This is a genomic window from Xanthomonas sp. WHRI 7064 (assembly GCF_040202355.2).
Taxonomy (GTDB): Bacteria; Pseudomonadota; Gammaproteobacteria; order Xanthomonadales; family Xanthomonadaceae; genus Xanthomonas; species Xanthomonas arboricola.
This window is the reverse complement of the sequence record NZ_CP167821.1, coordinates 910,335-932,460: the sequence shown is the minus strand read 5'-3', so window position 1 is coordinate 932,460 and position 22,126 is coordinate 910,335. Positions and strand designations below refer to the sequence as shown.

Genomic DNA, 22,126 nt, shown 5'->3' with positions numbered 1-22,126 from the left:
TCTCAGGATTGCGGTCGGATGACAGAATGCGGCAGCAATGTGTCAGTTCGAAGAAAGTGATGACACAGGCCGACACACGGCGACACAGACCCAGATGCAAACGCCCGCCATGCGAGGCAGGGCGGGCGTTTGCGATACCGGCAGCGGGCGTCGGATCAGAAGCGCGCTGTCACACTCAGGTCATACGTCACGCCGGGCTGGTACTCGTACAGGTCCACCCGATTGCTGCCCAGGCTCTGATATTCCTGGTACTTGGTCTTGAGCAGGTTGCGTGCGGCAAAGTTCAACGACAGCGTATTACCCGACCATACCAGGCCCTTCTTGATCACCAGATCCAGCGAGGTGCCGGGCTTGTCGATGTAATCCGGTTGCCCCGGCCGACCACGCGCGGACACCCGCTCGCCGACATAGTTGGCGATCAAGGTGGCCTGGCTGTGGGTGCTCTCGCTTTCCACACCGATCTGCAGGTTGGCGATGTCATCGGACTGCCCCTGCAAGGCCGAGCCATCGCGGATGAACAAGGTCGCCTGCACCGGTGCGGTGAAGCCGAACGGCTGCACGGTGTCGCCATCGCTGGCACTCACCTCCGACTTGGTGCGCGTGTAGTTGCCGGACACGAACACCCGCTTGTCGCCCCACCAGTCGGCCGCGATCGGCAGGTCCAGATACTTCTTGGCCTCCAGCTCGATGCCGTACAAGGTGGCCTCGGGTGCATTGATGAAGCTCTGCACGATGCCGCCGCCGGGTGCATCGTTGACGATGGCTTCGATCGGCTTGTCGATGCTCTTGTAGAACGCACCGACGGTGAAATACTCGCCCGGCTCGAAGAACCACTCGTACCGCGCATCCAGGTTGACCAGCTCGCTATCGACTAGGAACGGGTTGCCGAAGAACTGGCGGTCGATATCCGGGTCCAGATACTGCTGCGGCGCCATCTCGCGGAACTGCGGGCGCGCGATGGTCTTGGACGCACCAAAGCGCAGCTGCTGGTTCTCGGCAAAATTCCAGGTCACCGTGGCCGATGGCAGCGCGTAGCTGTTCTCCAGCGGTGCCACGCTGTCCTGGCGCACGCCAGTGAAGATGTCGTACGGATGCACCGCCTGGGTGGCGTCTTCGTAGCGCACACCGACGGTGGCGCGCAGGGTCGGCACGATCTCACCCTCGGCCTGCAGATACGCCGCCTTGACCTTCAGGGTCGCATCGTACGCGGCCGCACCGAAGCTGCCGGTGGTCTCGCGCAGACGCAGCAGATCGTTGCTGAGGTTGTAATCGGAGATCAGGTAATCCACACGCTGGAACTGGTTGTAGAACGGCAGCGGGCCGTCCAGCGCCAGGAAGCGGAACTCGCGGCTCCACGCGCTGCGATCGTTGTCCAGATAGGCCAGACCGCCCTTGACGGTGAAGTCATGCTCGATCGGCAAACGCCAGGTCACATCCACCCCGCCGCTGGCCACCTTGTCGTCGACCTTGCTGAAGCGGGTGTAGTTCTGCACGCGCGAGGCATCGTGCGCCCAGTAGCCATCGAGCAACTCGTAGCGAATGCCGGTTTCGTACGGCACATCGCGGCTGGCATTGGCCACCGCTGCGCGCCACTCGATCTTGAGATCGTCGTACTCGCCGAACGCGTGCGTGCCGCGCAGCTGGTTGTTGATCAGCTGGCGCTCGTACCACTCGGTGTTGTCGTCGCGCACATCGAAACCGGCCAGCTCATCGCGGCCAGCGCGGCTGCGCGCCACCTTCAAGGCATCGTGCACATACAGGGTGGTCCAGCCGATGGTGTGGCGGCCGTATTCCCAGCCCAGGCCCAGCATGCCGTTGGTGCGCACGTTGTTGCGGGTGGTGGCGAAGTCGTAGTTGGAATTGAACTCGACCGTATCGCCGACAAAGATGCCGTCCTGCTGCTTGCCGGTGCGCGTGCGCCACTCGTTGTCGTAACTGGCCACCGCGATGATGCCCAGCTTGGCCTCGCCCACGTCCATGCTGTAACCGGCACTGCCGCCGACATTGACGTCCGGGGCGATGCTGTCCTTTTCCTGCAGCACATACAGGTTGGCGTCGTTCAAGCTGCGGCCGATACGGCGGATGTCCTCGCGCGAGAAACTGCCCAGATCCACGCGCCGGCCGCTCTGGATCGCATCGCGCAACGCGGCAGGCTGCTTGCGTGTGCCATCGTCGTAGCCCCATTCGTCATCGCCGGAGCCGTAATAGGTCAGGCCTTTTTCGCCGGTGCTGACGCTGTTGACGCCGCCACCCACGGTCAGCGACAGGAACGGTTTGTCCGGCACCGCCATCGATTGCAGATCGATCACGCCGCCGCCGAATTCGCCCGGATAATCGGCCGAATAGGTTTTCTGCACGGTCACGCTGGCCAGCACGTCGCTGGGGAACAGATCCAGCGGCACCACACGCTGCATCGGCTCGGGGCTGGGCAACGGCGAGCCGTTGAACAAGGCCGAGGAATAACGCTCGCCCAGGCCGCGCACATACACGTACTTGCCGCGCGACAGGCTCAGCCCGGTGACACGCGTCAGCGCCACCGCCGCGCTGCTGTCGCCGGTGCGCTCCATGTCCTCACGGGTGACGAACGATGCCACCTCCGAGGTCTGCAGCATCGGTTCGGGAATGTACTCGCCGCGCACCACGACCTGGTCGAGTTGCCTGGGCGCACTGGTGGCGGTGCTGCTACTGCCGCTGCTGGCGCCGGCATCGGTGGTGGTCGACTGCGCCAGCGCAGCGCCGGAAAACAGCAAGGTGGAAATGGAAAGAGACAGGCCCGTCCGCGAGAGACGGGCGACAGCGGAGGTTCGCATCGTGGGAGCCCTGGCAACTGAAAGATGAAGCTGGACGCATCACCAGGCGACCTGATGGCCGCCTGGTGATGCTGTGCCTCAGCAGGGACGATCGGCGGTCAGGCCACAGGTCCAGCCCTGCCACCAGGTGTCGTTGGCATCGCGCACGCCACCGATGTAGTTCACCTGCTGGAAGAAGCTGCTCACCCCGTTCAAGCCCTGGAAGGCCGGCACGGCGCTTTCGTTGGCGCCATTGACGAAGGTGTTCTGCAACGTGGACACGCCGTTGGCGACGTTGTTGGTGCCGGCCGCGAACTGGGTGGCCGCACGCGCGTCGCTGCCGAAGGCCGTCGGGCAGGCGAAGAACACCGAGTTGAAGGTCCCGAGCGTGTCGGCATCGGCCAGGTTGAAGCACACCAGGCCATCACCGCTGCCACCGGCCGGACGCGTGACGACCGAGTTGTAGAACGCGGCCTGGGTGCCCTGGTTGAGCATGATCGCCGCACCGGCGCGCGCATTGCCCACGTAGGTGAAGTTGGCCACCTTCGGACGCGAATACGGCTGACGGCGCAGGCTGCTCCACTCGTTCATGCGGTCGCCGCCACCGGCGCGCTGCACCACGATGCCGAACTGCAGGGCGCCGTTCCAGCCGGCATCGGTATCCAGCGAATCATCGTCGGCGCCGGTGATCACGATGTGGCTGCCGTTGACGGTGCCACCGAACCATTCGATACCGTCGTCGGAGCTATTGTGGATCTGCACATGATCCAGGCGCGTGCCGCTACCCACGCCGGCCAGGGTGATGCCCTGCAGCTCGTTGTTGGGCGAAATTTCGAAGCCCGAATACATCACCCGCAGGTAGCGCATGGAGCCGCTGTTGTCGGTGGCGCTGTTGCCGCCGTAGAACGCGTTGGTACCTTCCACCTGTGCCTGGCATTCCGGCGTACCGGAGACCGTGGTGCCCGGGCAGTTGTTGATGGCCGCACGGCCCAGCACCACGATGCCACCCCACAAGCCGATGGTGTTGGCGCTGACCTGACCCTCAAGCGCCTGGCGCGCAGTGAACACGATCGGGGCGGTGGCGCTGCCTTCGGCAAAGATCTGCGAACCGCGGTTGACCACGATGTAGTCGCTACCCGCCGAGCCGAACAGGGTCACGCCCGGCTCGATGGTCAGGATGCCCTGCGTGCTGCCGGCGGCCGGTGCGATGGCGTTGCCGCCGCGGTCGGTGCCCACGTTGACGCGTCCGCTGATCGAATACGCCGTGCCCGCACGTGCCGGCACCACCAGGTTGCCGTTGATGGTGTCCGGCAGCTGGCAGGCGCGCAACGTGTTGTTGGCGATGGTGCCGACGTTGGAGAAACCGGTCGGGCAATCGGCGGCCGGGCCGGTCGGTGCCGGAGCGGGCGTCGGTGCAGGCGTGGGCGCCGGGGTCGGTGCGGGAGCCGGCGTTGGTGCCGGCGGAAATGCGCCCTCGCCGGGCGAGGCGACACGATCGGCACCACCACCGCAGGCCGACAAGGCCAGCGCGGTACCAAAGGTCATGAGAAGTGTCTTGCTGCTATTGCGAACGGACATGCGGCTGATCTCCAGGTCAAAAAAGGTCCGGTATGAAGAGGAGTCGTCAAGAATTGGTTGCGTTCCGCTCACTGCAGTGGCGAGCACGTTCAAGATCCCCGTCACTTTTATAGGGGCTGTCTGTGTCATTTGTCTTACGACGACACAATTGACACATGTCTGCCACACATTGACATGCACTGTAGGGGGATGACGTCGACCCCCATCCCCGCAGCCCTGGGCGACTGGATCATTGCGCAGGCAATGGCCGGCCAGCCGCCCGAACAAGCGCTACAGCCGCTCCTGGATCAGGGGTGGAACGAACAGGACGCCATCGACGCAGTCGAGGCCCTGCTGCGCGACCACATCCAGCAACACGCGCAGACACACGGCCTGCCGGTGCCGGTGCGCGTGCCCGCAGTGCTGCAGGACAACGATGCCTCGTTGCTGGATCTGGGCGATCGCCAGGTGCGCGTGCTGGTCAGCCTGTTGCTGCCGCGCGTGGTGGTGCTGGGCGATTTTTTGTCCGATGCCGAGTGCGAGGCATTGATCGCACTGGCGCAGCCACGCCTGGCGCGTTCGCGCACGGTGGACAACGACAACGGCGCGCAGATCGTGCATGCCGCACGCACCAGCCACAGCATGTGCCTGCAGCTGGGCCAGGATGCGCTGTGCCAACGCATCGAAGCACGCATTGCCCGCCTGCTCGACTGGCCCGTGGACCACGGCGAGGGACTGCAGGTCCTGCGCTATGCCACCGGCGCCGAGTATCAACCGCACTACGATTACTTCGACCCCGCGGCCGCCGGCACGCCGGTGTTGCTGCAGGCCGGCGGCCAACGCGTCGCATCGCTGGTGATGTATCTCAACACGCCCGAACGCGGCGGCGCCACGCGCTTTCCCGATGCGCACCTGGACGTCGCTGCGGTGAAGGGCAATGCGGTGTTCTTCAGCTACGACCGCCCGCATCCAATGACACGCAGCCTGCATGCCGGCGCACCGGTTCTGGCCGGCGAAAAGTGGGTGGCGACCAAATGGCTACGCGAACGCGCGGTGCGCATGCCCGGCTGAGAGCGAAGATTGAAAGCTACGCAGTCGCAGGTGGACGAGCATCGCGCACGGCTCTCAACGTTGCACACCGACCATCGCCACCGGTCCTTGCAGCAAACTCACAGCGTCGAGAACACCGCACCAGAGAGTTTGCTGACTGTTTTTATTGAGAGCCACGCGCACCGACCATCTCGACGGGTCCTTGCCCGCTCACCGTCGCGGGACCTTACGCGGCATGGATGCCGCGTAAGAGCCTACAGGGACGTACTTGCGGCGTGTCCTGCGATGGTGGGCGGGCAAGGGCCCTGCAAAAAAGTCGCAGACCAGCCGCTCTACAACAAATCTACCCGCGCGACCCAAACATGCGCTTGTCCATCCCCAACATCACCAACCGCAGTGGCGTCCACGCCAGGCACAGGCCGGCGAGGATGCCCAACGTGTCGGCCAGCGCATCGTACGGATCCGCGCTGCGGTTGGTGGTCAGTGCGCCTTGCGCGATCTCGATGCCGATCCCCAGCAGCACCAATCCGAACGCCGCAGACAACAGCGCGCGGCGGGTGGCGAACAGCTGCACCGCCCCCCAGCACAACAGCGCGAACGTCAAAAAATGCTCGGCCTTGTCGCTGTTGGACGGCAATTCCGGAAACTCTGGCGGCGGCCCCATGCATACCGCAATCACCACCAGGATTGCGGTGATCCACAGGCCGACCCACAACCGCGGCCGCTGGAATGGACGCAGCGCCGGACTCACAACCGCCATGTGAGATCGCCCGCCAGAAATGCCGGCGCAAAATCGACGTCGCGCGCAAAACCCATCACCTGGAAGCGCTCGCCCATTTCGCTGGGCAAGGTCAGCCGCTTGATCTGCTCACGCAGCCGCATGCGCCCTACCTCGTCGGTGCGCGTGTCGGCCTGCGCCAGCAACGCATCCAGGCCGTTGCCGAGCAGAAAGCTCGCTTGCGTGCAGTAGCCGGCCAGTTCGAAACCGGCTCCGGTGCCGGCTTCGGCCAACGCAGTGAAGTCCACCGACGCAGTCAGATCCTGCAGGCCCGGCCAGCGATACAAATCCTCATGCATGCGATGGCGATAGAACGCGCGCAGGGTGCCGTCTTCGCGCTGCGCACGATAGAACTCGCCACGCGGGTAACCGTAATCGACGAACAACATCGCGCCGCGCTTCAGACCGCCGGCCACCGCCTGGATCCAGTAAGGCAACTGCGGCAGTAACTCGGAGCGATAACCATCGGCGAAGGGCTGCTCCAGATAACGCTCCAGATGCCGCACCGCCGCGCCCAGCAATGCATCGGCCGGCTGCTCGCCGCGCGCGAATTGCTGCTGCGCATCCAGCACCACGGTTTCCTCATACACCTCGCCATCGCGCAGCGTGAAGCGCGGCGTGGGCAATGCGTCGATCACTTCGTTGGCGAACAGAACCCCGTCCCAATCGTCCGGGAACGGCCCGTCCAGCCACTCGACCAGATCGAAGACCGGCGGGATCAGGCTGCGTCCCAGCCGCTCGCGCTGACGCTCGCGCAGGTCGGCGCTGGGCTCCAGGATCGCGTAACGCTCCGGCAGCGCATCCAGCTCGAGCAGGCGCTTGAGCGTGACTTCGGCAAATGCACCGCTGCCGCCGCCCACTTCCAGCACGCGCGCCTGCGGCCCGAGCTGCTGCAGCACCGGTGCCAGCGCACCGGACACGGTGGCCGCGAACAACGGCCCCAGCTCCGGTGCGGTGACGAAATCACCAGCCTCGCCGAACTTGCTGGAGCCGGCGCTGTAATAGCCCAGACCCGGCGCGTACAACGCCAGCTCCATGAAACGCGAGAACGGAATCGCACCACCGGCGGCGGCGATCTCGGCGCGCAGATGCGCGGCCAGCCGTTCGCTATGCGCCAGGGCGTCCGGATCGGGAGTAGGAAGGTCGGCGTGCATGCGGGCACCGGTTGCGGGGACAATGCACAGGATAGCCGAGCCCTTTGCAACGCCGAGCGAGTACGCCATGACAGACAGTTCCAAGGTGGTGTTGATCACCGGTGCAGGTCGCCGGATTGGCGCGCAGATCGCCACCACGCTGCATGCGGCCGGCTACCGCGTTGCCCTGCATGCGCACCGCTCCGGCGAGGCGCTCGGCGCGCGCGTAGCGGAGCTGTGCGCCCTGCGCGCCGGCAGCGCGCAGGCCTTGCACGCCGATCTGCGCTTGCCGGAGGCGCCGGCACAGCTGGTCGCCGACTGCATCGCCGCGTTCGGCCGCCTGGATGGCGTGGTCAACAATGCCTCCGCGTTCTACCCCACCGCGCTCGGCGCAGCGACAGCCGCGCAATGGGACGAGTTGTTCGCAGTCAATGCACGCGCGCCGTTCTTCATCGCCCAGGCTGCCGCCGCGCAGCTGCGCCATCATCGCGGTGCCATCGTCAACATCACCGACCTGCACGCGCAGCAGCCGATGCGCAATCACCCGCTGTACGGCGCGTCCAAGAGTGCGCTGGAAATGCTGACCCGCTCGCTCGCCCTGGAACTGGCACCGGAGGTGCGCGTCAACGCGGTCGCGCCCGGCGCGATCCTGTGGCCGGAGGAAGGCAAATCCGCAGCGGCCAGGCAGGCGCTGCTCGCACGCACGCCGCTGGCCCGCATCGGCACGCCCGAGGAAATCGCCGAGGCAGTGCGCTGGCTGCTGGACGACGCCGGCTTCGTCACCGGCCACACCCTGCATGTGGACGGCGGCCGCCAGCTCAGTTGAGCTGCAACGGCGCTAGCGCGCCACATCCAGCGCCGGGGCCGCGTCCAGCGCCACCGTCGTGAACGCGATGCCGTGCTGCGGATGCGCCTGCCACAGCGCGGCCAGGGTCTGCCCACTCAGCGGATCGACAAAGTCGGGAGCGATATCGGCCAGCGGCTTCAACACGAAGGCATGCTTGAGCTCAGGCCGCGGGATGCGCAGATGCCCGGGGCCTTCGATGATGCAATCGCCGAAGAACACCACATCCACATCCAGGGTGCGGTCGCTGAAACGCGGGCCGCTGCGATCGCGGCCGTGCGCATCTTCCAGCGCATGCAGCCAGTGGTCCAGCGCAGCCAGGTCCATGTCCGTGTCCAGCGCCACGGCGTTGTTGACGAAGTCCGGCCCGTCGAAGCCCACCGCCGGCGTGCGATACGCCGGCGAGACGGCAAGCTGGCCGAAGCGTGCGCGCAAGGCGTCGACGGCCAGGCGCAGGTAGTGGGTCGGCTGGACGTTGCTGCCGAGGCTGAGAAGCACGGTGGTCATGCGTTATTCGCGCATGCGGCCAGCGTGGGCGTCAACTGTTGCAATCGTGCCGCATCTGAGCCTGCCCGCCCGCAGCGCGCCAGACCTTGGCCTCAGGCCACTTCCAGCGCATGCGCCACCGCGCGGAACACCCGGCGCATTTCCAGCGGTTTGCGCAGCACATGCACCGGGATATCCGGCGGGAAGTGCGAACGTTGCAGCGGCGCGCCGACATCCTCGAGCACGATCGCCGGGCCGTGATAGCCCAGCTCCTGCATGCTCAACAACACGCTCACCGCCGAGAGCTGGATGATGTCGCTGTCGATGATCACCAGGTCCGGCATCGCGTGCTGCTGCACCAGCTGCAGCGCCGCCGCGCCATCGGTGGCCAGCTGCGGTTGATAGCCCTGGCTGGACAAGGCATTGCCCAGCAGCGACAGGCGCGTGGCCTCGCCATCCACCAGCAGGATGCGCTGCCCATGCCCCAAGGCCAGCGGCGGCTCGGTGTCGGCAATCGTCACCGCGGCCGCACGCATCGGCACGATCATGTCGAACCGCGTGCCCTCGCCCAGGCGGCTGTCGACCACGATGCTGCCGCCGTAGCTTTCGACGATGCGCTTGCAGGAGATCAGCCCCAGGCCGGTGCCATCGGCCTTGGTGGTGAAGAACGGACTGAACAGGCGTGCGCGGGTGTCCTCGCTCATGCCCACGCCGGTGTCGGCCACGCTCATGCGCACACGCGTGCCGTCGTGGCGATCGGCCGACAGGGTCAGCATCCCGCCGCCCGGCATCGCCTGGATCGCGTTCAGGCCCAGGTTGAGCAGGCACTGCTGCAACTCGGTGTAGTTGGCCTCGATGGTCAGATCCAGCGGGATCGTGTCCATCTGCAGGCGCACGCCGTCGGGCAGGCTGCTCTTGAGCAACATCTGCACGGCCTGGAACAGGCTGGCGATCGACACCTGCTCGCGCGGCTTGTTGGAGCCACGCACGAACGAGAGCATCGACTCGGCCATCTCATGCCCGCGCCGGCCGCACTCGGCCACCACGTTGGCCAGCTGGCGCAGCTGCGGATCATCGGTGCGTCCGGCCAGCAGGTCGGGCACGATCAGCAACGGCTGCAGGATGTTGCGCAGGTCGTGGCTCAACCCGGCCGCCAGCATCGCAAGGCTTTCCAGCCGCTGCGCGCGCATCAGCTCGCTCTCCACGCGCTGGCGTTCCAGGTCGGCGCGCGCCTCGCGGATCGCACGGATCACCGCGCTCGGCAGGCGGGTCGGGTTGTGCTTGATGATGTAGTCGTTGGCGCCGTCCTGCAGCGCCTTGACCGCGGTCTCCTCGCCCATGGTGCCGGAGACGAAAATGAAGGGCGTGGCGCCGTTCTGGCGCACCAGGCGCAGCGCCTGATGACCGGAAAAACCGGGCATGCTCAGATCCGACAGCACGATGTCCGGCTGGAATTCATCCAGCGCGGCACGCAGCGACGGCTCGCTGTCCACACGCTCGAACGCCGCATCCAGCCCGGCATCGAGCAGCTGATCGGACAGCAGCTCGGCGTCTTCCGGTGAATCTTCCACCAGAAGGATCTTCAGCTGCTCCAGTTTGCCCCCCTCTTGCAGCATGGGTCAGTCCAGCTCCGGTGCCTGATTGATGACCGCCCAGAAGGTGCCGAGCGTCTTGACTGCGTTGAAGAACTGATCCACGTCCACCGGCTTGACCACATAGGCATTCACGCCCAGGTCCCAGCTGCGGGCCAGGTCGCTCTCTTCGCGCGAGGACGACAGGATCACCACCGGCAGACGCTTGAGCGACTCCTCGCTACGGATCTGCTTGAGCACTTCCAGCCCGTCCAGGCGCGGCATCTTGATGTCCAGCAGCAACACCGCCGGCAGGCCTTCCTCGCGATCGGCGAAGATGCCCCGACGCAACAGGTAGTCCATGGTCTCCACGCCGTCCTCGACGTGCACGATGGGATTGGCCAGGCGGGCTTCGCGCAGCGCGTCGACGGCCATTTCCGCATCGGCCGGGCTGTCTTCTGCCAGAAGAATGGTACGGATGGCGGTCATACATTGAACTCTTGGTTGGGCGCTTCAAGCGCAGGTGGAAGCACAAAATAGAACGTGGCGCCTTCGTCGACCGCGCCTTCGGCCCAGACCCGGCCGCCGTGGCGCGTCAGCACGCGCCGCACGCTGGCCAGGCCGATACCGGTACCGGGATATTCGCTGGCCTTGTGCAGGCGCTGGAACACGCCGAACAACTTGGCGCTGTATTCCATGTCGAAGCCGGCGCCGTTGTCGCGCACGCTGAACTGGTGGCCGCCGTCGGCCATCGGCGTATAGGTGACCTCGATCCTGGCCACCTCGCGCTTGGTGCTGTATTTCACCGCATTGCCGAGCAGGTTCATCCACAGCTGGCGCATCATGTTCTCGTCGGCCACCAGCACCGGCAACGGCGCGATATGCCAGTCCACACGGTGGCCGGTGTTCTCGCTCTGCACGTTGGAATCCAGGATCGCGCGGGTTTCCGACACCAGCGACTGCATGTCCACCGCCTGCAACCGCAGCGCGCTGCGGCCCAGGCGCGAGTACACCAGCAGATCGTCGATCAGCGACGCCATGCGCCGCGCTGAACTGCTGATCACTTCCATGTAGTGACGCGATTTTTCGTCCGCCGCATCGCCCAGGTGGCGCGCCAGCTTGTCGGAGAATCCGGCCACATGGCGCAGCGGCGCGCGCAGGTCGTGCGAGACCGAATAGCTGAAGGCTTCCAGCTCGCGATTGACCTCCGACACCTGCTCCACCTTGCCCTCCATCTGCCGGTTGAGCTCCTGGATGCGCAGCTGCGAGGCCTTCTGCAGGCTGATGTCGCTAACCGTCATCAGCACCACGTCTTCGTCGCTGGTGTCCGGCAGCGGCATGCGCCGCGCGTTGATCAACATGGTGCGCAGCACGCCGTCGGCGGCGCGCTGCTCGTGTTCGTAGTCCCACAACTCGCGGCCGCGCAACAGCACATCGGCCAGCCGCTGATGGATCTGCGCATCGCGCCACACGCCCCCGCCCACGTCCTCCAGCGGCATCGATTCGTTGCCGCGCTCGTCCAGCCCGTACAACTCGGCAAACGCCGGGTTGTGCAGCAGGATGCGCTGGCTGGAATCCAGCAGCACGATCGGCTCGCGCACGGTCTGCAGCACCGACGACGCGCGGCCGTTGGCGCGCAGGTATTCCTGCTCGACCGCCAGGCGGCGACGGATCTGCCGCTGCAGCAACCAGGTCACCGTGCCCAGCAGCAGCAACTGCACCACCAACGTGCCCCAGCTCAACACCGCGTAATGCGTGCGTTCGGTATCGGCACGCGCATTGCGCAACTCCAGCAGCTTGCCCTCGGCATCCTGCAACTCGTCGATCAGCACGCGGATCGGGTTGTTCAGGGTCATGTCGTTGATCAGCAGACGGATCTGCTCCGGTGCGGTGGTCACCGCGATCCGCTCGGCCAGCAACAGGCGCCGCTCGATCGTGCTCTGGATGCGCCCCATCCGCACCTGCTGCGCAGGGTTGTCCTTGGTCAGCACGATCAGCCGCTGCACCGCGGCCAGCGACTCGCGCCGGCCGCGCCGCATGCGCTCCAGCAGGGCCGGGCGCTGCACGCCGTGCGAGCGCATCAAGGCTGCCGATTCGGTGTCGCGCATCGCCGCTTCCAGGCGCTGGGCGGTCTCCTGCACTTCCTGGCTATGCGATACCCACACCGCGGCCTGGTTGGCGTTGTGCGCCATCTGCTGCAGCAGCAACGACGGCACCACCACAATCAGGAACACGGCAACTGCCAGTAACGGCAGGCGCCAGCGATCCCATCTGTCTTCTTGGACCGTTGTCTGCATTGCTAGGTCGGTATCCGCTCGCTGCCAGGGCCCCGAAGGCAAGTCGGCATTGTCTCCGATCAGGCCCAAGATGAGATTAACGATTCAGCCTGATCACTCCCACGGCGACATAGCTGAATGGGCATATCATAAGTGCAGTAAACGTGAAAATGGCGCGAGCGCCCGGCCGCCCGTCGGCGTGCCCGTCGTGCGCGCAGGCAACAAAAAAGGCGCACTCCATGGAGTGCGCCTTGTGCTCGGTTCAGCCGCCTCGCCTCGGCTGCCCCGGCATTCGCTACCGCTGCAATTACATCTTTGCAGCAACGACCTTCAGGCCGGTGGACTTGACGCTCTTGACGCCTTCGATGCCCTTGGCAACTGCCACGGCCTTGTCGTGCTCGGCCTTGGTGGCAACCGTGCCGGTCAGGGTGACGATGCCGTTCTTGGTCTCGACCTTGACGTCGGTGCCCGACACCTTGTCGGTCGCCAGCAGATCGGCCTTCACCTTGGTGGTGATCCAGGTGTCGGTCACCGGCTTCTTGGATTCGTTGATGTTGTCGGCAGCGTGATCCTTGTGCGCAGCGTGCTCCTGCGGCGCAGCGAATGCCTGCGAGGCACCCAGCGTCAGACCGAGCGACAGCGCCAGGGCCAGCAACTTGCGTGCATGTGTGATGTTCTTCATCGGATGTACCCTCCTGTGAATGTGGCGGCAGTCTGCAGTGGCGCTCGTCGTGCACACGTGACTGCCGGATGCAGGGGTTGTGAACCCGTCGCACACGGGTGGGTGCAATACCATGCAGGCCTCCTCCGTCGTTGCGATGAACCGTTTTCAATGCCTAAACCGTTCAATCTGGCCGTCGTCGGCTATGGCTATGTCGGCCGCACCTTCCATGCCCCGCTGATCGCCGGCACCCCGGGCCTGGCCCTGCACAGCGTGGTGTCGTCCAAGCCGCAGCAGGTACAAGCCGACTTTCCCGATGTCGCCGTGCTGGCCGATCTGGAAACGGCACTGGCCGATCCGGCACTGGATGCGGTGGTGCTGGCCACCCCCAACCAGACCCACGCGCCGTTCGCGTTGCAGGCCCTGGCCGCCGGCAAGCATGTGCTGGTGGACAAACCCTTTGCACTGGACGCTGCACAGGCGCGCGAAGTGGTGGCTGCTGCGGCGGCAGCCGGGCGCATCGTCAGCGTGTTCCAGAACCGGCGCTGGGATGCGGACTTCCTCACCGTGCGCCGGCTGATCGACGAAGGCCAGTTGGGCGAGGTGGTGGAATTCCATTCGCACTTCGACCGCTTCCGGCCGCAGGTGCGCGACCGCTGGCGCGAAAGTGACATCCCCGGCGCCGGTCTCTGGTACGACCTGGGGCCACATCTGCTCGATCAGGCGCTGCAGTTGTTCGGCACGCCGCAGGCGATCGGCGCGGACCTGCAGCGCCAGCGCAGCCAGGCGCGCAGCGACGACTATTTCCATGTCACCCTGCGTTACCCGCGGCTGCGCGTGATCCTGCATGCCGGCTCGCTGGTGGCCGACAGCGGCCTGCGCTTTGCCGTGCACGGCACCCGTGGCAGCTACCTCAAGCACGGGCTGGATACCCAGGAAGACCAGCTGCGCGCCGGACGCCGCCCCGGTACCGCAGGTTGGGGCGTGGACCCGCTTCCGGGCACGCTGACCCGCGTCGACGACGAAGGCCGCGTGCACACCCACCAACCCGATACCGCGCCGGGCGACTACCGCCAGTGCTACGCCGCATTTCGCGATGCCCTGGCAGGCGCCGGCCCGGCACCGGTCAGCGGTGCCGACGCGGTGCAAGTGATGGAACTGCTGGAACTGGCGCAACGCAGCGCCGCCTCGGGCCAGGTGCAATGGCTGGAAGGCGCAAGCGCGGCTTCGCGCGATTGATGCACGGCAGGGCGCCGGTGCAGGCGCCCAGCCGATATTGGGCATCGGCATGGCGCGCTCGCGTCCTGCGCTGCCACGTGCGGGCACCGCGTCAATGCGCACTGCACTCAGTCAGCGCGCACGCCGGCAGTCGCCCGACATAGACGCAATGGAACAGACTGCCCTGCGCGCCCGCCATGCAGGCGCGCAGGCGTCGGAGATCGCTCAGACGTCCTTGCTGCCGATCGTCGGCGCAGCTTCCGTGGTGGTCTTGACCGCATGACCACCGAACTGGTTGCGCATTGCAGCCAGCAGCTTGTCGGTGAACGAATCCTTGTCGCGCGAGCGCAGCCGCTCCATCAGTGACAAGGTGATAATCGGCGCCGACACTTCCAGGTCGATCGCCTCTGCCACCGTCCAGCGCCCTTCGCCCGAATCGGCCACGAATGGAGCGATACCAGCCATGGTCGGATTGTGCGCCAGCGCATCGGCGGTGAGGTCCAGCAGCCACGAACGCACCACGCTGCCATCGCGCCAGATCTCGGCGACCTGGTGCAGATCCAGCGCAAAGTCGGTCTTGTGCTGCATCAGCGCGAAGCCCTCGGCATAAGCCTGCATCATTCCGTACTCGATGCCGTTGTGGACCATCTTGGTGAAGTGGCCGGCGCCGCTCGGGCCGACGCGGCCCCAGCCCTTGTCCGCTGCCGGCGCCAACGTGGCCAGGACCGGATGCAGCGTGGTCACCGCCGCTTCGTCGCCGCCGACCATCAGGCTGTAGCCTTCCTGCAGGCCCCAGACGCCGCCGCTGGTGCCGCAATCGACAAAGGCGATCCCACTGGCATGCAGCAGCGCGGCGCGGCGTTGCGAATCCTTGTAGTACGAATTGCCGCCGTCGATGACGATGTCGCCGGCCTGCAACAGCGGCAGCAGCTGCCCCAGGGTGTCGTCGACGATCTTGCCCGCCGGCACCATCAACCACACCACGCGCGGGCTCGGCAGCGCGGACACCAGCGCGGCCAGCGCATCGGCAGTGACAATGCCCTTGGCCTGCGCACTGCTACGCGCACCTTCGCCCGGATCGTAGCCATGCACGCGGTGTCCGCCGTGCACCAGGCGCTCGGCCATGTTGGCGCCCATGCGGCCCAAACCCACCATACCCAGTTCCATAATCGCTCCTCATGATCTGATCAGTGCAGGGTGCCACGCCCGGCGTACGCTGGCGTGGCGGAATTCTCAATGGATTGTTCCGCCGCGGTGCCGGCGCCGCACTGTTGCAGCTGCCAGTCGATCCAACGCCAGTACAAGGTGCTGCGCAGATTGTGCAGGGTCAGGTCGATGGCATACGGCGTGCGCGGATTGCGATCGAGCAGGCGCGCCACGTGGTACCCGATCGGCTTGATGCCCTTGGGATGCACGTACACCAGAAAGCCCTGGTAGAACGGGTCATCCAACAGGCCTTGCAACGTTTGCAGGCGTGCCTGCTGCTGCGGATCGAGCGTGGCGCGCAGCGCGGCATCGCGCTCGTACAGCAGCCGCTCGAAGCGACGTTTGCCCGGCCCGCGCAGCTCCCTGGCCAGCTCCCAGATCTGCCGGTTGCGCGCGTCGTAGTGCACAAAGCCGCCGTGCTGCGCCAGCGCCCGCGCCGCCGCATCGCTGACGTCCACCACCACGAAGTTTTCGGCCTGGTTGTGGATGTCGTCCAGAAACGACTTGTCGAACACATGCGCGATAAACCCCGGCGCGCCGACAAATGCCTGCCGCCCCAGCTGCGCGGTCCTGGCCGCCTTGCCGTCGGCGAAGAACTCGCCGGCATGCGCGCCCAGCAGGATGCTGTCGGTGTCGTGCAGGGTCAGAAACGTACCGATCGACAACTCGCCCGAGGTGAACACCTGATCGAATCCGGCATCGCCATACAATTCGCGCTGGGTAGCCAGCTGGGCCACCTGCCGCCCCACCCCGCATTCGGAGCGCACCTGGCCGCGATAGAACGCATCCAGCGCCTGTGCATTGCTGCCGCGCGGTTGATAGCCGCGCCCGAAACTGCGAAAGCCGCTCCAGCCCTGCGAGGCCGCGCCACGCCAGCCGAATCCGATCCAGCCCAGCTGCAGCGCCGAAAACCGGTAGCCCGGGTTGTCCTGCAGCTGCGTGGTGGCACGCCGCGTCGCCGCACCGAGCTCGAACGCGTACGCGCATTGGGTGGCGCTATCGTCCAGCAAGGCCTTGAGCGCGGCGCCGCGTTGCTGCCCGTTCCAGCTGGCCGGCAGCGTCAGCTGCAGATCGCCGGCCGCGCGTGCCTGCGCAAGCGAGCCGCGCGTACACGGCTCGCCGCGCTGGATCACCGGCGCACTTACCGCGGCGCTGCGAATATCCCAGCCCAGTCGCCGCAGCAAGGCATCGACGCAGTCCACAGACGCCTTGCGCGCGGTCTCGCTCGGCGCGGCCGTGGCAGCCTGCAACAGCTGCACACCGAGCAATGCGGCCGCGCATAGACGCACGGCAACGCGGGAGCGCGGTTTGGGCCGCGCAGATGCAGATGCAGATGCACGCTGCCTCAATCCCGTCCACAGCCGCAGGCGGGGCTTCTGGAACGCACTCATCGGTACAAGGTGATGTAGATCGGCAGCAAGGTGCTGCATCCTCAGACGTAGAAAGCCCCGGCAGGACCGGGGCTCGCAGGATTCACTGCATCAGATTCAGCGGCGTTCGCAGACGCGCTCGACCTGACGGTTACCGTTGGCTTGCTGGCGGTTGCCCTGGATGGTGCGGCCCGCCGCACCGCCGGCCACTGCGCCGGCCACGGTTGCCAGCTTCTTGCCATTGCCGCCGCCAACCTGGTTGCCGAGCAGGCCGCCGATGGCCGCGCCGGCAACTGTGCCACCGATGCGATTGGGATCGGTCGAGTTCTTCTGCACTTCGACATTGCGGCAGCGCACGCGCGTGCCATCGCCGAACTTGCGGCCTTCATCTGCTTCGGTATAGCGCTGCTGATGCGAACGCGTTTGCGCCTGCGCCAGGGTGCTCGTCGCCATCAACGCGATCAGGGACATACCCACAAGGGAATTGCGCATCTTCATCGTCTGTCTCCATCTCGCCCCTTGGCGAGTCATGGTTCCACTTTCGCCACTTGGTCGAGAACGCAACGTGAAGCGTACAACCGGCTATTCAGGCTTTGGAGCAGAGCCTGAATCGCTCCATCACGGCTGGGTTGCTGGCTCGGTTTGCGGCACCTGGGCTGGTGTCGGCGGCGGGTCCTGCGCCTCTACCGGCAATGGCGCCACTGGTGGCTGTTCGATAGGTGTTGCAGCAGGTTGCGGCGCAGCTATTGCTGGCGTGGCGGGAGCAGTGGCCGCCTCGCTGGCCTGAGCGGCCGCAGGCACCGGAGCCGGTGCTTGTGACATCGCATGCGCCGGAGGCGGCGATGGCGGAGCAGCAGTTGCAGGTGCAGGCACCGCTTCGGTGACCTTGGGCAGATACGAATTCAGACGGTCGAAGAAGCGTTTGTAGAAGGCCGCGTCCTGCACCGTGGTGCTGGACACGCGCACCAGCGAATCGCCGCTGCTGCCGACCGGCAACGACAACGAACCAAGCACACCGACACCGACGCTGGCCGAGGTCGAACTCTTCTTCAGCGCGTAACGGTCCTGCAATGCGCTGACGAACACCTGCGCCTTGCCGCCGTCCTGCGTGGCGCAGGAAATGCGCAGATTGAGTTGTTCGCTCTGGTCGGCTTCCTTGAGCTGGAAGTTCTTGCTGCCTTCCACCGCAGCGGCATCGGCACGCGTCACCGCATAGCCCTGGCTCAACAACACCCGGCGCGCGGCCTCGCAGGCCTGTGGCGAGGTGGAGGCCACACTGCGCGAGTAGGTGTCGTCGGAATTGAACGACTCACGCATCAGCATGGTGTCGCCCTTGCTGCCACCGCAACCAGCCAGGGTTGCCAGCGCGCCAAGCAGGGCACCGCGCGCAATCAGGGAAGAACAAGACATGGAGACATTCCGGCATCCAAAACCGGCACAGAGCATAGCCGCAACCGGTGTGCGCGCGGCGTCGCGTGGCCGATCAGGGCAACGGCGGTTCATCCGCTGTCAGCTGCAGGTCCAGTTGCAGGCGGCTGCCGTCTGCGCCGATGCGCTCGGCGCGCAGATAGTGGTGCGCACGCACCGCCGCCAGCGCGACCGGCGCCCGGCATGGCTCGCCCCACAGGCTCAAGGCAAAACCCTGCGCCTGCAGCCAGGCGGTGAGGCGGTCCCAGAGCGGCTGCTCGGCCTGCAGGATCAGGTCCAGATCCGCCGGCCCCTCCGGCACCGACTCCGGCGCCTGCAGCCAGCGTGCGTAGCTGCCGTGCACCTGCACCGGCAGGCCGTCTGCGCGTAGCGCCTGCAGCAGCAGCGCTGCCTGCTGCAGGTCCAGCCGCGCACGGCAGTGCTGGAAGATCAGCGCGTACTCATGGCTGCGATTGCTGTGCGTGCCTGCAGGCGCCAGCGCTGCGCCCGGCCGCCGGTAGCACAGCACCCGCTCCTCGCGCAGGGTGAACAGGCTGGCAAGGATCCGCCCCAGATCCCACGCCTGCGGAATCACCCGCCCGCCGACGACGACGTTTTCCACCATCGCCACGCCGAAGCCATCCGCTCGCATCCGCTTGCGCAGGGCATGCAATACCGCCCGCATCCCGGACAGGTAGCCTGCGTAATCGGCACTGGCATACAACTGCCCCGGCAACGCCGCACCGCGCCAGTGGCAACCGAAATACGGCACGTTGGTCAGGCACAGATCGATCTCCGCCGCAGGCGCGGTGTCGACCAGCGTGCCGACCACGACCGGCGCCTGCACGCCGTGCCGCTGCAGGCGCGTGCGTGCCAGTTGCGCACGTGCGGCATCGATCTCCATGCCATGCGCGCGACGCCCTTCCAGCGCCGCCGCCAGCAGCGTGCTGCCGAATCCACAGAACGGGTCGAACACCTGCGCGCCCGGCACGCTGAAGTGCCGCACGAACGGACGCATTTGATTCACCCAGCCGCAGTCGCGCCCGCCAAGCGGATCGGCTGCACGCAGATCCTCGGGCAATGCCCAGGACGGCTCATCCGGCGCCGGCGTCCACCAGCTGCGCTGGTCGAGCTCATCCATCGGCCGCCTCCCACAGCACATCGGCATCCGGGTCCCAGCCCGCACACAGGCGGCCGTTGGCGAAGAACACCAACTTGTAGAGGTCGCCGGTGGCGTGGCGTGCGTGCATGGCCGCGTAGTCGGCGCTTTCGAACACCACTTCCAGGCCGTCTTCGCTGCGCATGCGCAGATTCCAGAAGTAATAACCCTCGGTCATGCCGTCGGCTTGCCAATGCGACCACCACGGCTGCTGCATGCAGTCCGCCAACAGGCTTTCCATGCCGATGCGATGCTGCGCGATGTAGCGCCAGGTGCCATTGCTGCGGTACGCATCATCCAGACGCGACAACTCGCGAAAGATCACCTGCGTGGCCCCACAGCGACGCGCCCACGCGATGTACTGCACCACGCCATCGGCACAGTCCACGCCGCCCCGTTGCACGATGCAGACCAGCCGCACCGGCAGGCGCGCTGCGATGCGTTGCGCCGCCCGCGCGAAAATGGCCGCATCGGCAATGGGCTCGTCGGGTCGAAAGCGCATGATCGCGTCGTTGCCGGCCTGCAGCGGGTGGTGACGCGACAGCTCGATCCACGACAGGCCGAAGTCGACCAGGGCATCGAGCAACTGCGCCCCCTGCGCGCGCGCCAGGCCGGCGCCATTGCTGTACAGCACACGCTGCTCTACGCACGGGCCGTCGGGCGTCGTCGCCAGGGTCTGCAGCAAGGCCTGCAGCCAGTCCGGGTCGTCGGTCATCTCCAGGCCGGACAAGGAATACGACAACGGCACCCCGTGCAGCAGCTGCAACGCAGCGCGCAATTGCGCAAAGTAGTTCGGCCCTGGCCGCAACATCGCTGCCGCCGGGCCACCACGGTGTTGACGCAGGTTTTCCGAACAGAAGCCGCAGCGCGCCGAACATGGCCGTACCGAGGCATACGGGGTCAAGGTGATCGGCAACGCTGCCCGATACGCGCGCTCGCCGATGCGCAGTGCATGCCATCGGCTGCTTTCGCCCTGCTGCGGCACGCGCCGCCGCAGGCTGGGCGCGGCGGCGCGCAACCCGGCCAACAGCGGCGATGCAGACAGCAACGAGTCGTCGTCGAGGGAGGCATCCATGCGGCTAGCCACGCGGCGAACGTCAGCGGCGCGCGGCGTCGGCACGTGCGCGCACCTGTTCCAGCGTCCACTCCTGCTGCATGACGCCGTTCTCCCACACCGTCACCAGTGCATCTTCGCTGTCGGCATGCGCGTCGACTTCATCCAGCAACGCACTGCGATAGCTGCCATCGGCACGGTCACGCAGCAGCGTCAATCGACCGCGCTTGCTCTGCTTGCCCTTGTCGGTGATCGGGTCCTTGTAGACATCGATCCATTGCCCGTCCACGCGCACGGCCGAGCACTTCAACGCGAACTTCTGGGTGTCGCGATCCACCTTCTGCAACAACGCACCGCCCATGCCGAAGGCGACGTTGTCGGCGGCATAGCCGGCTGCGGTGATGCGTTCGAGAATCGCGCGCAGCGACTGCGGATTGATGCCATCGCCCTGGATCACCCGCACATGGTTGAGCACCTTGTAGCCCTTGCCGTTGACCTGATGGCCGAACGCCTCGTCCAGCAGCAGCAGGCATTGCTCGACCACATCCACCGGGTCGCCCGAATCCGGACGGATCACCACCGTCGCACCGGAGGCGATCACCTCCTCGCGCAGGGTGGTGCCCCAATGCTCGCGGATCGCGCGGTAGATGTCGTAGCTGTCCGATACCACCGCCACCAGCGAACCGGGGCGCGCGAACTGCGCCAGCATGTTGCGGTACGCATCGGCCTCGCGCTCGCGGCCCCAGCTGGTGATGGTGCTGTGCTCGGCAGCGGGAATCGAATAGCCGGCTACCGGCGTGTGGTAATGCGCACGCGCCAGCAGCAACGCCGACAAGGTATCGGTGCCGAGGAAGTTCACCAGATGCGCGGCACCGCCCAGCGCAGCCGAGCCAAGGCTGGACACCCCACGCGCGCCGAAGTCATGCAGCTTGAACGGCAACTGCCCTTCCGGATCGTCGCTGGTGCGCTGCAGGTAATCGCGTACCACCTGCTTCACCTGCCAGCTCACCGTTGCCACCGTCACCGGGTACCACACGCGCAACAGCAGCGTTTCCAGGTACGACGGCACCCAGAACGCCTTGGGATCGGTGGATTCGATCGTCATCAACACATTGTGCGTGGGCACGACCGTGCCTTCGGGCACGGCACGGATGCGGACCGGCAGTTGCCCGCCGAGACGATCGACGATGTCGCGCCAGCCGGCTTCGTTGAACGGCTCGCCATGCGCGGCCAGCAAGGCCTTCGCATCGTCGATGTCGGCATGCGTCACCGGCCGGTTGATGGCCTCTTTCAGGATCGACTGCAGGCCGAAGAACACGGTCTGGTCGTAGACGCCACCGCGTGATTCGACATAGAAAAACGCCGCATCGGTGCCGGGTGGATACTGCAGCCAATGGCTGGCCTTGTAGCTGTCGGTGTTGAGCAGCAGGTTATCGAGGTAATGCATGACGGAAGCTCCTTCGCGTCGAGTGAACCAGCGGTCTGTCCGCCGGCGGGAGGCTACGGTTCAAGCCGATCCTGGATTGCGCGCGGACGCCTTTGGATGACGGCACGCAATCCTTGTCGG

At 66.1% G+C, this 22,126-nt stretch carries 19 protein-coding genes; 3 read left to right on the top strand and 16 right to left on the bottom strand.

Features of this window, described 5'->3' with window-relative positions; genetic code table 11:
- Positions 1-155 precede the first annotated feature (155 nt).
- Together ABQY74_RS03980 and ABQY74_RS03975 are read right to left on the bottom strand one after the other, a co-directional pair.
- Complete coding sequence (locus ABQY74_RS03980) at positions 156-2,810, bottom strand: TonB-dependent receptor domain-containing protein (RefSeq protein WP_349794161.1); 2,655 nt, start codon at positions 2,808-2,810, stop codon at positions 156-158.
- Between the two features lie 78 nt (positions 2,811-2,888).
- A complete protein-coding gene (locus ABQY74_RS03975) occupies positions 2,889-4,367 on the bottom strand; it encodes a hypothetical protein (protein WP_024939662.1) in 1,479 nt (492 codons plus the stop codon).
- A gap of 189 nt (positions 4,368-4,556) precedes the next feature.
- Between ABQY74_RS03975 and ABQY74_RS03970 the strand changes: the two genes are divergently transcribed.
- Positions 4,557-5,417 (top strand): 2OG-Fe(II) oxygenase, encoded by an 861-nt coding sequence (locus ABQY74_RS03970; RefSeq protein WP_047126051.1) that lies wholly within the window; start codon positions 4,557-4,559, stop codon positions 5,415-5,417.
- A 322-nt stretch (positions 5,418-5,739) separates the two neighbouring features.
- Here the strand turns inward: ABQY74_RS03970 and ABQY74_RS03965 are convergent, their stop codons facing one another.
- Positions 5,740-6,156 (bottom strand): VanZ family protein, encoded by a 417-nt coding sequence (locus tag ABQY74_RS03965; RefSeq protein ID WP_102583443.1) that lies wholly within the window; start codon positions 6,154-6,156, stop codon positions 5,740-5,742.
- Positions 6,144-7,397, bottom strand: a complete 1,254-nt coding sequence (locus tag ABQY74_RS03960) for an SAM-dependent methyltransferase (protein WP_349794158.1) — start codon at positions 7,395-7,397, stop codon at positions 6,144-6,146. Before ABQY74_RS03960 ends, ABQY74_RS03965 begins: the two co-directional genes overlap by 13 nt.
- On the opposite strand from ABQY74_RS03960, the gene ABQY74_RS03955 reads away from it, so the two are divergent.
- A complete protein-coding gene (locus ABQY74_RS03955) occupies positions 7,396-8,133 on the top strand; it encodes a pteridine reductase (RefSeq protein WP_039523452.1) in 738 nt (245 codons plus the stop codon). The genes ABQY74_RS03960 and ABQY74_RS03955 overlap by 2 nt on opposite strands.
- A gap of 12 nt (positions 8,134-8,145) precedes the next feature.
- Here ABQY74_RS03955 and folK read toward each other — a convergent pair whose 3' ends face one another.
- From folK to ABQY74_RS03930, 5 genes are all read right to left on the bottom strand, one after another.
- Positions 8,146-8,658: a 2-amino-4-hydroxy-6-hydroxymethyldihydropteridine diphosphokinase gene (folK, locus tag ABQY74_RS03950; RefSeq protein WP_016900856.1), complete on the bottom strand. Its 513-nt coding sequence runs from the start codon at positions 8,656-8,658 to the stop codon at positions 8,146-8,148.
- Positions 8,659-8,750: 92 nt separating this feature from the next.
- A complete protein-coding gene (locus ABQY74_RS03945) occupies positions 8,751-10,253 on the bottom strand; it encodes a hybrid sensor histidine kinase/response regulator (RefSeq protein ID WP_039523449.1) in 1,503 nt (500 codons plus the stop codon).
- 3 nt (positions 10,254-10,256) lie between these two features.
- The gene (locus ABQY74_RS03940) at positions 10,257-10,697 is read right to left on the bottom strand and encodes a response regulator (RefSeq protein WP_016900854.1); all 441 of its coding nucleotides are present in this window, start codon (positions 10,695-10,697) and stop codon (positions 10,257-10,259) included.
- On the bottom strand, positions 10,694-12,505 hold the full coding sequence (locus ABQY74_RS03935) for an ATP-binding protein (protein ID WP_039523446.1): 1,812 nt from the start codon (positions 12,503-12,505) through the stop codon (positions 10,694-10,696). Before ABQY74_RS03935 ends, ABQY74_RS03940 begins: the two co-directional genes overlap by 4 nt.
- Positions 12,506-12,791: 286 nt before the next feature.
- Positions 12,792-13,166 (bottom strand): BON domain-containing protein, encoded by a 375-nt coding sequence (locus tag ABQY74_RS03930; RefSeq protein WP_349794155.1) that lies wholly within the window; start codon positions 13,164-13,166, stop codon positions 12,792-12,794.
- Between the two features lie 150 nt (positions 13,167-13,316).
- Here ABQY74_RS03930 and ABQY74_RS03925 point away from each other — a divergent pair, with 150 nt between their 5' ends.
- On the top strand, positions 13,317-14,384 hold the full coding sequence (locus ABQY74_RS03925; protein WP_102583446.1) for an oxidoreductase: 1,068 nt from the start codon (positions 13,317-13,319) through the stop codon (positions 14,382-14,384).
- A gap of 204 nt (positions 14,385-14,588) precedes the next feature.
- Here the strand turns inward: ABQY74_RS03925 and gnd are convergent, their stop codons facing one another.
- From gnd to ABQY74_RS03890, 7 genes are all read right to left on the bottom strand, one after another.
- Positions 14,589-15,530, bottom strand: a complete 942-nt coding sequence (gene gnd / locus ABQY74_RS03920) for a phosphogluconate dehydrogenase (NAD(+)-dependent, decarboxylating) (RefSeq protein ID WP_102583447.1) — start codon at positions 15,528-15,530, stop codon at positions 14,589-14,591.
- 20 nt (positions 15,531-15,550) lie between these two features.
- On the bottom strand, positions 15,551-16,858 hold the full coding sequence (locus tag ABQY74_RS03915) for a hypothetical protein (protein WP_349794152.1): 1,308 nt from the start codon (positions 16,856-16,858) through the stop codon (positions 15,551-15,553).
- Positions 16,859-17,056: 198 nt separating this feature from the next.
- Positions 17,057-17,437, bottom strand: coding sequence for a glycine zipper 2TM domain-containing protein (locus ABQY74_RS03910; RefSeq protein ID WP_026063982.1), 381 nt, complete (start codon positions 17,435-17,437; stop codon positions 17,057-17,059).
- Positions 17,438-17,557: 120 nt separating this feature from the next.
- Complete coding sequence (locus tag ABQY74_RS03905; RefSeq protein WP_181105647.1) at positions 17,558-18,349, bottom strand: DUF2242 domain-containing protein; 792 nt, start codon at positions 18,347-18,349, stop codon at positions 17,558-17,560.
- Positions 18,350-18,422: 73 nt separating this feature from the next.
- Positions 18,423-19,487: a DNA methyltransferase gene (locus ABQY74_RS03900; protein WP_349794149.1), complete on the bottom strand. Its 1,065-nt coding sequence runs from the start codon at positions 19,485-19,487 to the stop codon at positions 18,423-18,425.
- Positions 19,480-20,580 (bottom strand): hypothetical protein, encoded by a 1,101-nt coding sequence (locus tag ABQY74_RS03895; protein WP_349794147.1) that lies wholly within the window; start codon positions 20,578-20,580, stop codon positions 19,480-19,482. Before ABQY74_RS03895 ends, ABQY74_RS03900 begins: the two co-directional genes overlap by 8 nt.
- Positions 20,581-20,602: 22 nt before the next feature.
- Positions 20,603-22,006: a nicotinate phosphoribosyltransferase gene (locus ABQY74_RS03890; RefSeq protein ID WP_349794145.1), complete on the bottom strand. Its 1,404-nt coding sequence runs from the start codon at positions 22,004-22,006 to the stop codon at positions 20,603-20,605.
- Between the last annotated feature and the right edge of the window lie 120 nt (positions 22,007-22,126).